Annotated in this window: 10 protein-coding genes; 7 read left to right on the top strand and 3 right to left on the bottom strand. The window is 56.8% G+C overall.

From position 1 onward, the window contains the following. Positions 1–25: 25 nt before the first annotated feature. Together BMI79_RS20505 and metB are read right to left on the bottom strand one after the other, a co-directional pair. Entirely contained in the window at positions 26–2,461 is a 2,436-nt protein-coding gene (locus tag BMI79_RS20505; protein ID WP_076944007.1) for a bifunctional aspartate kinase/homoserine dehydrogenase II, read from the bottom strand. A 2-nt stretch (positions 2,462–2,463) separates the two neighbouring features. Next, the gene (gene metB, locus BMI79_RS20500; protein WP_076944006.1) at positions 2,464–3,624 is read right to left on the bottom strand and encodes a cystathionine gamma-synthase; all 1,161 of its coding nucleotides are present in this window, start codon (positions 3,622–3,624) and stop codon (positions 2,464–2,466) included. Positions 3,625–3,944: 320 nt separating this feature from the next. Here metB and metJ point away from each other — a divergent pair, with 320 nt between their 5' ends. Then, a complete protein-coding gene (gene metJ / locus BMI79_RS20495; RefSeq protein ID WP_024913974.1) occupies positions 3,945–4,262 on the top strand; it encodes a met regulon transcriptional regulator MetJ in 318 nt (105 codons plus the stop codon). A gap of 76 nt (positions 4,263–4,338) precedes the next feature. Here the strand turns inward: metJ and rpmE are convergent, their stop codons facing one another. Beyond that, a complete protein-coding gene (gene rpmE / locus BMI79_RS20490) occupies positions 4,339–4,554 on the bottom strand; it encodes a 50S ribosomal protein L31 (protein ID WP_076944005.1) in 216 nt (71 codons plus the stop codon). A gap of 232 nt (positions 4,555–4,786) precedes the next feature. Between rpmE and priA the strand changes: the two genes are divergently transcribed. From priA to BMI79_RS20460, 6 genes are all read left to right on the top strand, one after another. Beyond that, a complete protein-coding gene (gene priA, locus BMI79_RS20485) occupies positions 4,787–6,982 on the top strand; it encodes a primosomal protein N' (protein WP_076944004.1) in 2,196 nt (731 codons plus the stop codon). Between the two features lie 284 nt (positions 6,983–7,266). After that, complete coding sequence (gene cytR, locus BMI79_RS20480; RefSeq protein ID WP_076944003.1) at positions 7,267–8,295, top strand: DNA-binding transcriptional regulator CytR; 1,029 nt, start codon at positions 7,267–7,269, stop codon at positions 8,293–8,295. A gap of 160 nt (positions 8,296–8,455) precedes the next feature. Beyond that, the gene (ftsN, locus tag BMI79_RS20475; RefSeq protein ID WP_076944002.1) at positions 8,456–9,394 is read left to right on the top strand and encodes a cell division protein FtsN; all 939 of its coding nucleotides are present in this window, start codon (positions 8,456–8,458) and stop codon (positions 9,392–9,394) included. A gap of 104 nt (positions 9,395–9,498) precedes the next feature. Beyond that, positions 9,499–10,029 carry an ATP-dependent protease subunit HslV gene (gene hslV / locus BMI79_RS20470; RefSeq protein ID WP_076944001.1) on the top strand — a complete coding sequence of 177 codons (531 nt, stop codon included), beginning with the start codon at positions 9,499–9,501 and terminating at the stop codon, positions 10,027–10,029. A 12-nt stretch (positions 10,030–10,041) separates the two neighbouring features. Next, positions 10,042–11,376, top strand: coding sequence for an HslU--HslV peptidase ATPase subunit (gene hslU, locus BMI79_RS20465; protein WP_076944000.1), 1,335 nt, complete (start codon positions 10,042–10,044; stop codon positions 11,374–11,376). 210 nt (positions 11,377–11,586) lie between these two features. After that, on the top strand, positions 11,587–12,504 hold the full coding sequence (locus tag BMI79_RS20460) for a 1,4-dihydroxy-2-naphthoate polyprenyltransferase (RefSeq protein WP_076943999.1): 918 nt from the start codon (positions 11,587–11,589) through the stop codon (positions 12,502–12,504). The last annotated feature ends 70 nt before the right edge of the window (positions 12,505–12,574 follow it).

Raw genomic sequence — 12,574 nt, 5'->3', positions numbered from 1 at the left:
CGCCGTATGCTGCGCCCGTTGAGGATTAAAGCAGTTGCGCCAGGCGGTTAAGATCCGACTGAATCGCACCGGCAGTCACATCGCGCCCCGCCCCTGGCCCACGAATGACCAACGGGTTATCACGATACCAGCGGCTCTCGATGGCAAACACGTTGTCGCACGGCAACAGCGAAGCCAACGGGTGTTCCGGCCGCACAGCTTCGACGCCGACGCGTGCCTTACCGTTGGCGTCAAAACGCGCGACGTGGCGCAGCACCAGCCCCATTTCGCTGGCGGCTTCGAAGCGTTGCAGCATTTGCTGGTTCAGCGCATCGCCGTTTTCAAAGAACTGATCGATGGACCCTCGCTCCGCTCCGGCAGGCACCAGAGACTCCACACGTACCTGATTCGGTTCAATGTCGTAACCCGCCTCACGCGCCAGGATCACCAGCTTGCGCATCACATCCTGCCCGGAGAGATCCACACGTGGATCCGGCTCCGTCAGGCCCTGTTGCCAGGCCTGCTCCACCAGTTCGGTGAACGGTACCGTGCCGTCAAACTGCAGGAACAACCAGGATAGGGTGCCAGAGAAAATACCGCTGATCGCCAGGATACTGTCGCCGCTGTCGCGCAGATCGCGCACGGTATGGTTCACCGGTAAACCGGCACCCACGGTGGCGTTATACAACCAGTGGCTACCGGTTTTAGCGAACGCATCACGGATCTGGCGGTAGTTACCACTGCCTGACGCCCCCGCCAGTTTGTTGGCACTGATGACGTGGAAACCGTAACTGGCAAAATCCAGATACTGTTCTGCCAGATTGTCACTGGCGGTCACGTCAAGCACCACCAGATCGTCAAACGGATGGGCACGCATCCACAGGAACAGCGACTCTTCATCCAGTTCCTGGGCTTCCTCTTCAAAGAACGCCAGCGCGCGGCTGGTATCCAGCCCCTCGTAATTCAGCAGGCTGCGGCGGCTGTCCACCACGCCTGCCAATGTGAATTCAAAGCCGCTGCGCGCCGAGAGGTTTTTCTGCTCGCGGGCAAACAGTTCCAGCCAGCGTGAACCGATGTTGCCCTTGCCGAACAACACCAGACCAATGCGTTTTTCCGCACGGAACAGCGTCTGATGCAGGCCCTGAATCAGCAGCCCAGTCGGCCCCTGGCGCAGCACCGCCACCAGGCTGATGCCATCCTCTGCCTGCCAGATAAACTCCACCGGCTGATCGTTCAACTGCTGGTAAAAACGATGGCTGTGCAGCGGATTCTTGCACACGCCCGCCCCCACCAGCGCCACCAGCGCCAGCCCTTCACGCAGTTGCAGCTCACCCGGTAACGCCGCCTCTTGCAGAATACGTAAGACGCTGTTCACCACTTCCGAGGTGTAGCACAGTTGGATCAGGTTACGGTCAGGATGGATACCCACAGCTAACGGTTTGACCTGCCCACGCTTGAGCACCTGTTCCAACTCCTTCTGCGCCAGCTTGAAGTCGTGCCGCGGGGCCACGCTGAATTCAATCAGGCAAACGTCATCATGGCTGGTCACGATTTTGGCACCGGTACCCGAAGCCAGCACGCGTTCGATGCGTGTCGACCCTTGTTCCGGTTGGTAGCTGCAGCGCAGTTGCAGATCGATGTCACTGCCGGAAACCGGCTGCAGCGTGCGGGTATGCAGTACCGGCGCCGCCAGGCGAGCCAGTTCGCTGGCTTCATCCAGGCGCAACAGCGGCAGCAGGCAGGCATCTTTCACCTTGCGCGGATCGGCACTGTACACCCCGGCGACGTCGCTCCAGATGGTGACGCGCGCCACACCGGCCAAAGCACCGATCTGCGTAGCCGAGTAGTCACTGCCGTTACGCCCGAGCAGCACGGTTTCACCGGCGTCGTTACGAGAAATAAAACCGGTCACCACCAGGCGTTTGCCAGGATGCTGTGCCAACAGTTGCTGCAATAAAGGGTAGGAGCGGCCTTCGTCCACCTGCGGTTGCGCCGCACGTTCAGCACGCAGAAAATCACGCGCATCCAGCCATACGGCCTGCATATCCTGCTTGTTCAACACGGCGGCCATCAGGCGTGCCGACCAGATTTCACCGTGACCGACCACTTCGGCATACACCGCATCATCGACTTTACCGTCCAGCAAGGCTGCCAGACGCTCAAGATCGTGAATGAATTCGGCAATCAATGGCTCGGCCGTTTCCGGTGGTAACAAGCCGCCGATCAGTTCGCTGTGATAACGGCGCAGCGTTTGCTGCACCTGATGCGCGGAAAGACGATCGCTCTGGCTCAGCTTCAGCCAGCTAATCAGTTGGTTGGTGGTGCTACCGGCGGCCGAAACCACCATCATGTCACCAGGTTGGCTATATTCGGCCATAATCCCGGCGACCCGCAGATAACACTTCACATCAGCCAGGCTACTGCCACCAAATTTGTGCAGTTGACGCCCGTTCACCGCCCCTGCTACCGCAATTGCATTCATGCTTACCTCGTTGCCGCCGCCTGGAAGGCTTGTTCCAGATCGGCAATCAAATCATCACAGTCTTCAATACCCACGGAAATACGCAGCAGGCTTTCGGAAATACCGGCTGCCGCACGTGCTTCTGGTGCCATCCCGGCGTGAGTCATGGTCGCCGCGTGCGAGATCAGGCTTTCTACCCCACCCAATGATTCCGCCAGCGTAAACAGTTCCAGCGCCGACAGGAAACGCCGTAACAGCGCTTCGTCACCGTCCAGTTCAAAGCTGAGCATGGCACCAAACCCACGTTGCTGGCGGCACGCAATTTCATGGCCAGGGTTTTCTGGCAGAGAAGGATGATACAGCTTTTTGACCAGCGGTTGCTGCTGTAAATAGCTGACAATCGCCCCGGCGTTGTGCTGTGCCGCCTTGATGCGCGGTGACAGGGTACGGATGCCGCGCAGCAGCAGATAGCTGTCGAATGCACCGCCGGTAACACCAATGTTATTCGCCCACCACGCTAGTTCCACCGCCAGTTGCGGATCCTTGGCAATCACTGCGCCGGCAACCACGTCAGAATGGCCGTTGAGGTATTTTGTACAGGAATGCACCACCAGATCGGCACCCAACGCCAGCGGCTGTTGCAAGGCCGGGCTGAGGAAGGTGTTATCCACCACCGCCAGCGCACCGGCAGCATGCGCCGCGTTGCAGATGGCTGCAATATCCACCACGCGCAGCAGTGGATTGCTTGGGCTTTCGATCAGCACCAGCTTCGGCTTTTGCGCCAGCGCCTGCTGCAACGCGGCCTCATTCCCCTGATCGACAAACAGCACGCGATAGGCACCGCGCTTACTCAGGCTATCGAACAGGCGATAGCTGCCGCCGTAACAGTCGTGCGGAGCCACCAGCAGATCGCCCGGTTTCAGCAGCACGGTCGTCACCAGATGGATCGCCGACATCCCGCTACCGGTCATCACCGCGCCAGCCCCGCCCTCCAGTTCCGCCAGCGCACGTTGCACCACATCGCGCGTCGGGTTACCACGGCGTGAATAATCATGGGCGCGGGGCTGGTTGAAATCGGTGAAATTATAAGTGCTCGAAAGGTGGATCGGCGGGACGACGCAGCCATACTGTTCGTCGTCATTCAGGCCGCTACGCACGGCAATGGTGGCTGGTTTACGCGTCATAGGGTGGCTCGGCTCTCGGAAAGTGGGTAAGTGAGGCCTAAAGATTACCTGTGGCGAAAATAGACGTCAATACATCTGGACATCTAAACTTCTTTGCGTATAGATTGAGCAAAGCCGCAATACCCGCTAAAATTGTAGCGGTTTGTTATGGCGATAAGATGTTAAGGCAAAAATACCGCTGTCAGGTTTAGCAAGAGTCGCAATTCGGTGAATCTTATCGCGCAGAATCGACATTTATTAGTGAGAACAGTGAAGATCGGGCATAATTGGCCGGTTTCTAGAATGTAGTCATTTTTCTGACAATTTTTTTAAGGTATCCCATGGCTGAGTGGAACGGCGAGTATGTCAGCCCTTACGCTGAACACGGTAAAAAAAGCGAGCAAGTAAAAAAAATCACGGTATCCATTCCGCTGAAGGTCCTGAAGATCCTGACCGATGAACGAACCCGTCGCCAGGTCAACAACCTGCGCCACGCGACCAACAGCGAATTGCTGTGCGAAGCATTTCTGCACGCCTTTACCGGCCAGCCGCTGCCAAACGATGAAGATCTGCGCAAAGAGCGCAGCGATGAAATCCCGGAAGCCGCGAAGGTGCTGATGCGTGAACTGGGTGTGGATCCCGATACCTGGGATTATTGAGCCCGGCCTGCCCATGCTGGTAGCAGGAACGAAAAAAGGCGCCGAGGGCGCCTTTTTCAACTGACAGTAAGAAATCTTATTTCTTAGTGCCTGGTACGCTGAAACGCTTGTTGAAGCGGTCTACGCGGCCACCGGTAGCAACATCACGCTGCTTGCCAGTGTAGAACGGGTGGCATTCGCCACAAACGTCCAGGTTCAGATCGTGACCCACGGTAGAGCGGATTTTGATCACGTTACCGCAAGAGCAGCTAGCAGTAACTTCTTCGTATTTTGGGTGGATACCTTGTTTCATGGGAAACCTCAGTTAAGGCCGTGTCGCTATCCAGCCCTGTTCCGCCAGACACCACACGTGGTTGATAAATTTTGATACGGAATTATATCAAAGGCGGCAAATTATACAGAATTAAATGGACTGCGCAAACGGAACCGCACATTTATACCCGCCTTCCTGCAACGCGAATTATTTAGGGTATCGTGGCCTGCGGTGTAAACTAGCCAACACTTTTTTCTATCTGGATCGCCACATGCCCGTTGTACAGGTCGCTTTACCGGTTCCCCTCGCTCGTACCTTCGATTATCTGCTGCCAGAAGGTGTGCAGCCGGTCATCGGCGCGCGCGTTGGCGTGCCCTGGGGAACGCAACGGGCGATCGGGATTGTGGTCGGTTGCAGCGAAACCAGCGAACTGCCGCTGGAAAAGCTGAAACCCATCGACAGCCTGCTGGATAACGGCTCGCTGTTCTCCCCCAGCCTGTGGCGCATCCTGTTGTGGGCCAGCGAGTACTACCATTACCCGATCGGTGAAGTGTTGTTCCATGCATTGCCGATCCTGCTGCGTCAGGGTAAACCGGCTGAAACAGCCCCGCTGTGGCAATGGTTTGCCACCGAACAAGGGCGTGCCACACCACCGGAAAGCCTCAAACGAGCCCCCAAGCAACAACAAGCGCTGGCGGCATTGTTGCAACGCCCGATCTATCGTCACCAGGTCAGCGAACTGGCCTTAACCGAAAGCGCGCTACAGGCATTGCGTACCAAAGGGTTGAGCGATCTCCGTGCTCAAGCGCTGGCAACGCAAGACTGGCGGCCCAGCTTTGAGGTCCTCGGCGAACGGCTGCGGCTCAATACCGAGCAAGCCACTGCGGTCGGCGCTATCCGCAGTGAGGACGATCGCTTCGCCGCCTGGCTGCTGGCCGGGGTGACAGGCTCTGGTAAGACCGAAGTCTATCTCAGCGTACTGGAAAATATTCTGGCAAAAGGCAAGCAGGCGCTGGTATTGGTGCCGGAAATCGGCCTGACACCGCAGACCATCGCTCGTTTCCGCGAACGGTTTAACGCGCCGGTAGACGTGCTGCATTCCGGCCTGAACGACAGCGAACGGCTGGCAGTGTGGCTGCGCGCCCGCAGCGGTGAGGCCGCCATTGTGATCGGCACCCGTTCGGCGCTGTTCACCCCATTTTCGCGCCTTGGGGTGATTATCATCGACGAAGAACACGACAGCTCTTATAAACAGCAGGAAGGCTGGCGCTACCATGCCCGTGATCTGGCGGTGTTCCGTGCCCATGAAGAAAACATCCCCATGGTGATGGGATCTGCCACTCCGGCACTGGAAACGCTGCACAACGTGCAACTGGGCAAATATCGCCAGCTAAAACTGACTCAGCGGGCGGGTAATGCCAAACCAGCCAATCAACACCTGATCGATCTGAAAGGTTTGCCGCTGAAGATCGGGTTATCACAACCCCTGCTGAAAAGCATGCAGCACCATTTGAAGAACGGCAATCAGGTGATGCTGTTCCTCAACCGCCGTGGTTATGCTCCTGCGTTGTTATGCCACGAATGCGGCTGGATCGCCGAATGTCAGCGCTGTGACCACTACTACACCCTTCATCAGAATCAACGCCAGCTGCGTTGCCACCACTGCGACAGCCAGCGCCCAGTGCCGCACCAGTGCCCACAGTGTGGATCCACGCATCTCGTCTCGGTCGGCGTAGGCACCGAGCAATTGGAGAACGAGCTGGCGCCGCTGTTCCCAGAAACAGCCATTACCCGTATCGATCGCGATACCACCAGCCGCAAAGGTTCGCTGGAACAACATCTGGCCGATATTCACCGCGGTGGCCCGCGCATCCTGATCGGCACCCAAATGCTGGCAAAAGGCCACCACTTCCCCGATGTGACGCTGGTTGCGCTGCTGGACGTTGACGGTGCCCTGTTCTCCGCCGATTTCCGCTCTGCCGAGCGTTTCGCCCAGCTGTATACCCAGGTTTCTGGCCGGGCCGGGCGTGCTGGCAAACAGGGAGAGGTGCTGTTGCAAACCCATCACCCGGAACACCCTCTGCTGCAGATCCTGTTGCAACAAGGCTACGATGCCTTTGCCAAACAGACGCTGGCGGAGCGCAGCAGCGTATTTCTGCCGCCTTATACCAGCCATATTATCGTACGTTCGGAAGATCACGATAACCAGCAGGCCCCGCTGTTCTTACAACAGCTGCGCAATCTGTTGGAAGCCAGCCCGCTGAAGGACGACTCGCTCTGGGTCATGGGCCCGGTTCCGGCATTGCAGTCGAAACGTGGTGGCCGTTTCCGCTGGCAGTTGCTGCTGCAACACCCTTCCCGGCGTTTGCTGCAGCATCTGATGAAAACCACATTGCCGCTGATCGGCACCCTGCCACAGGCGCGGAAAGTAAAATGGATGCTGGATGTTGATCCCATCGACAGTTGAACCCGGAGCAATCTGATTCAGCAACTGGTGTGCAAACGTTTACCCTGGAAATTGCGAGCTAACGCGAAAAAACCTCCTTATGTCACACTTTTTATGAAATTTAGGTAACAAAAGCAGGCCGTAATCTGTTTAGAATGTCTGTGCGGGGATTTCTTTCACCCGAACAACCTGATGAAAGCTTTAAACGTGGATGGCGCTAACAATAACAACACCACCGCACGCCAGAATGTATGAGTCAATCCCAGTTGTCGCGTTGGCATGTGGCTAACGCAAGGAGAAAGGCGTTGGAACACAAGAAAGAACTATCCATGGCCACCATGAAAGACGTCGCTGAAATGGCTGGCGTTTCAACGGCAACCGTGTCGCGTGCGCTGATGAATCCAGAAAAGGTGTCAACGCCGACGCGCCAGAAAGTGGAACAGGCCGTGCTGGCCGTGGGTTACTCCCCTCATGCCCTCTCACGTAACATCAAGCGCAATGAATCCCGCACCATCCTGGTGATCGTCCCCGACATCTGCGATCCGTTTTTTGCCGACGTGATCCAGGGGATCGAGCAAACTGCAGCACAACAGGGTTATCTGGTGCTGATCGGCGACTGCGCGCAACAGAATCAGCAGGAACGCACCTTCGTTAACTTGATCATCACCAAACAAATTGACGGTATGCTGCTGCTCGGTTCCAACCTGCCGTTTGACGCCAGCAAGGAAGAGCAGCGCAACCTGCCACCGATGGTGATGGCCAACGAATTTGCGCCGGAGCTGGAGCTGCCAACGGTGCATATCGATAACCTGACCGCCGCCTTCGAAGCCGTGCACTATCTGCACCAGCTTGGCCACAAGCAGATCGCCTGCGTGGCGGGGCCGGAACATATGCCGTTGAGCCACTACCGGCTGCAAGGTTACATTCAGGCACTACGCCGTAATGGTATTGGCGTTGAAAGCAGTTATATTACCCGGGGTGATTTCACCTACGAAGCAGGCGCTCAGGCACTGAAAACGCTGATGGCGCTGCCAAAACCCCCTACCGCCATCTTCTGCCACAACGATGTCATGGCAATTGGGGTGTTATATCAGGCTAAAAAACTGGGCTTGCGGGTACCGCAGGATCTCTCCGTTGTCGGCTTTGACGATATCAAACTGACACAGTATTGTGATCCCCCTTTAACTACCGTGGCACAACCGCGCTTCCAGATCGGCCAGCAAGCAATGTTGCTGCTGCTGGAACAGTTGCACGGGCAAACGGTAAACAGCGGATCGCGCCTGTTGGACAGCGAATTGATTATCCGTGGCAGCACAGCGGCCCCGAAACGCTAGTCAAACATTTTTGGGTTAAGTAACATGGCGGACCCAAAGCCTATCAAATAGGTATAATTATTGTTGTGGTCGCGGCTGCCAAAGCATTCACTGCCAGGCAAGCATGACCCGTCAGCCTAGAGGATAGGCTTTAACCTCATCAGAACACAGCGGAATTAGAGTGGCACAGAGAGACTATGTAAGCCGCGGGCGCTCAGGAGCAGCGCGGCGCAAGACCCCCAGCCGTAAAAAACGCAGTTCCCCTAAGGTATCCAAAACCGTGGTGGCGCTCGCTGTCGCCCTTCTGGTGGTCTTTATCGGTGGCCTCTATTTCATTACGCACAACAAACCGGACGACGCGCCGCTCCTGCCTGCGCATGGTATCCGCCCGGGTAACAGCCTGCCGCCGAAGCCGGAAGAGCGTTGGCGCTATATCAAAGAGCTGGAGAATCGCCAGATTGGCGTGCAATCACCGACTGAACCTACGGCCGGCGGTGAGATCAACTCTAAAACCCAACTGACCGACGAACAGCGCCAACTGCTGGAGCAGATGCAGGCCGATATGCAACAGCGCCCGACGCAGTTGTCTGAGGTGCCTTATAACGGCCCATCACAACCGCGCAATAATGGCCACCAGCAACAGATACCGCAACAGCCAGTGCAACAACAAATGCAGCAGCAACCGATGCAACAACAGGCGAACCCGCCGCGCAATCCGTTCAATAACGGTGTGGCACCGGTGCAGCAGCACCAACCGAAGCCGCAGACGGTCACGCCACCGGCCCCCACCCGGCAGCCAGAACCGCAACCGGAACCGAAGCCTCAACCAAAGCCGGAAGTGAAACCGGAGGCAAAACCGGAAACGGCCAAGCAGGAAACCAAACCCGAGCAGAAACAGAAATGGATGGTGCAGTGTGGTTCGTTCCGTGCTACGGATCAGGCAGAATCGGTACGCGCGCAACTGGCATTTGAAGGCATTGAAAGCCGCATAACCTCAGGCGGCGGCTGGAACCGTGTGATGTTGGGCCCCTACAGCAGCCGCGCGGCCGCAGACAAAACCCTGGCCCGCCTGAAGGCTTCCGGCATGTCAAGTTGCATTCCCCTCGCCGTTGGGGGTTGAAAAGCGCCACCACTCCCCCAACTATACTTTCAATATATGCCCCGTTGCTTATGCCTCAGCAGAGACAACGGGGTCTTCTTTCCGTCTGCAACGAGGGTCTGCTCGTGACAACAATTGTAAGCGTACGCCGCAACGGCCAGGTAGTGATCGGTGGCGATGGCCAGGCCACACTGGGCAACACGGTCATGAAGGGTAACGTCAAGAAAGTCCGTCGCCTGTATAACGATAAAGTGATTGCCGGTTTTGCTGGTGGTACTGCTGACGCCTTCACGCTGTTCGAGCTGTTTGAGCGCAAGCTGGAGATGCACCAGGGCCATCTGGTGAAAGCCGCCGTTGAGTTGGCGAAAGACTGGCGCACCGATCGTATGCTGCGCAAACTCGAAGCGCTGCTGGCGGTGGCGGATGAAAACGCTTCGCTGATCATCACGGGTAACGGTGATGTAGTGCAGCCAGAAAATGATTTGATCGCCATCGGCTCCGGCGGCCCTTACGCCCAGTCGGCGGCCCGCGCGCTGTTGGAAAATACTGAGCTGAGCGCCCGCGAGATCGTTGAGAAATCCCTCAACATTGCCGGTGACATCTGTATTTACACCAACCATCACCACACTATTGAAGAATTACCTTCCAAAGCGTAAGGATCGAATACTATGTCTGAAATGACCCCGCGCGAAATCGTCAGCGAACTCGACAGCTACATCATTGGCCAGAACAAGGCCAAGCGCGCTGTTGCCATTGCCCTGCGCAACCGCTGGCGCCGGATGCAGCTCAACGAGACGCTGCGTCACGAAGTGACCCCAAAAAATATCCTGATGATCGGGCCGACCGGCGTCGGTAAAACCGAGATCGCCCGCCGCTTGGCCAAACTGGCCAATGCGCCGTTTATCAAAGTAGAAGCCACCAAGTTCACCGAAGTGGGCTATGTTGGTAAAGAAGTGGATTCCATCATCCGCGATCTAACCGATGCCGCGGTGAAGATGGTGCGCCTGCAATCGATCGAGAAAAACCGTGCCCGTGCCGAAGAAATGGCCGAAGAGCGTATTCTCGACGTGCTGATCCCACCGGCCAAAAACAACTGGGGCCAGCCAGAAGAACAGCATGAACCTTCTGCCGCACGTCAGGCATTCCGCAAAAAGCTGCGTGAAGGCCAGTTGGATGATAAAGAGATCGAAATCGATCTCGCCGCCGCACCGATGGGCGTCGAAATCATGGCTCCTCCGGGCATGGAAGAGATGACCAACCAGTTACAGTCGATGTTCCAGAACCTCGGCGGGCAAAAACAGAAACCACGCAAGCTGAAGATCAAAGAGGCTTTCAAACTGCTGGTGGAGGAAGAAGCCGCCAAGCTGGTGAACCCGGAAGAGCTGAAAGAGCAGGCGGTGGAAGCCGTTGAGCAGCACGGCATCGTGTTTATCGATGAGATCGACAAAATCTGTAAGCGTGGTGGCCAAAGCTCCGGCCCGGACGTTTCCCGCGAAGGCGTGCAGCGCGATCTGCTGCCGTTGGTGGAAGGCTGCACGGTGTCTACCAAGCACGGTATGGTGAAGACCGATCACATCCTGTTTATCGCCTCCGGCGCTTTCCAGACCGCCAGCCCTTCCGATCTGATCCCGGAACTGCAGGGCCGCTTGCCAATCCGCGTTGAGCTGCAAGCGCTGACAACGGAAGACTTCGAGCGTATTCTGACCGAGCCCAGCGCATCGCTGACCGAGCAGTACAAAGCGCTGATGGGCACCGAAGGCGTGACGATCGACTTCACTGCCGAAGGTATCCGCCGCATTGCCGAAGCCGCCTGGCAGGTGAACGAAAGCACCGAAAACATCGGCGCACGCCGCTTGCATACCGTGCTGGAGCGTCTGATGGAAGATATTTCCTACGATGCGAGTGAAATTAACGGTCAATCCATTACAATTGACGCCGATTACGTGCGCAATCACCTGGATGAACTGGTAGCGGATGAAGATCTGAGTCGTTTTATCCTATAATCGCGCTATCCCCAAGTGGCTTCACGTTGTAGGAAGACGGTCAACCCTCCCCTGCAACGTGAAGGGCGATGGGTATATCACTGTCCTGTCGATCATTGAGCATCGCCGCCAGCCCTCTAGCTGCGTGAAAGATCAAGGATATGTGTGGGAGGCTCTGCCTCCCACATTTATTTCGAACGGACACCGCCTTTTGACTTACTGAAGCGAAACATGAGCTTATCAACCCCCACCACCCCGGCTAAAGCCTGGCTGGAAAGTTTACGACCGCGCACCCTGCCGTTGGCGTTTGCCTCCATCGTTGTCGGTTCCGCCATCGCCGCCTGGCAAGGCAGCCTCAAGCCGGGTGTCGCCCTGCTGGCGCTGCTGACCGCTGGCCTGTTACAGATCCTCTCCAATCTGGCGAATGATTACGGCGATGCAATAAAAGGCAGTGATAAGGAAGATCGTATCGGCCCGCTGCGCGGTATGCAGAAAGGGATGATCACCCAGGCTCAGATGAAGCGGGCTCTAGTGCTGACGGTGATCCTGATTGCCATTTCCGGTTGCTGGCTGATTGCTATCGCCTGCGAAAAACCCAGCGATGTGGTGGGCTTCCTGGTCTTGGGTGGCTTGGCGATTGTCGCAGCCATTACCTATACCGTGGGTAATAAACCCTATGGTTACCTAGGGTTAGGCGATATTTCGGTGCTGGTGTTTTTCGGTTGGCTCAGCGTGGCAGGCTCGCATTACCTACAGACACACACCTTTGACAGCATTGTGATGTTGCCAGCGACCGCTTGTGGTCTGTTGGCGGCGGCAGTGCTCAACATCAACAATCTGCGCGATATCGAAAGCGATCGCCTCAACGGTAAAAATACCCTGGCGGTGCGCCTCGGGCCGCAGAAAGCACGCTATTATCATGCCTTCCTGCTGATCGCCGCAGTGGTGTGCTTCGCCCTGTTTACCCTGCTCAACCTGCACAGCCTGTGGGGCTGGCTGTTTGTGCTGGCCATACCGCTCTTGTTGCGCCACGGCATGCGCGTGCTGCGCGATCCCACCGCCATCGGTATGCGCCCGATGCTGGAGCACATGGTCAAGGCGGCATTGCTGGCTAATCTGTTATTCGCCATCGGTGTGGTGCTCAGTTAAAAACTGATGATTTTGCCAACAGGGCGCATAAAGGGATATACTGACTATTCCAGCGGCAAACTGACGTAAA

The sequence above is a fragment of the Serratia oryzae genome, from assembly GCF_001976145.1.
In the GTDB taxonomy this organism is placed as follows: domain Bacteria; phylum Pseudomonadota; class Gammaproteobacteria; order Enterobacterales; family Enterobacteriaceae; genus Chania; species Chania oryzae.
Note: the sequence above shows the minus strand (reverse complement) of the source record. Positions and strands in the feature narration are given on the sequence as shown.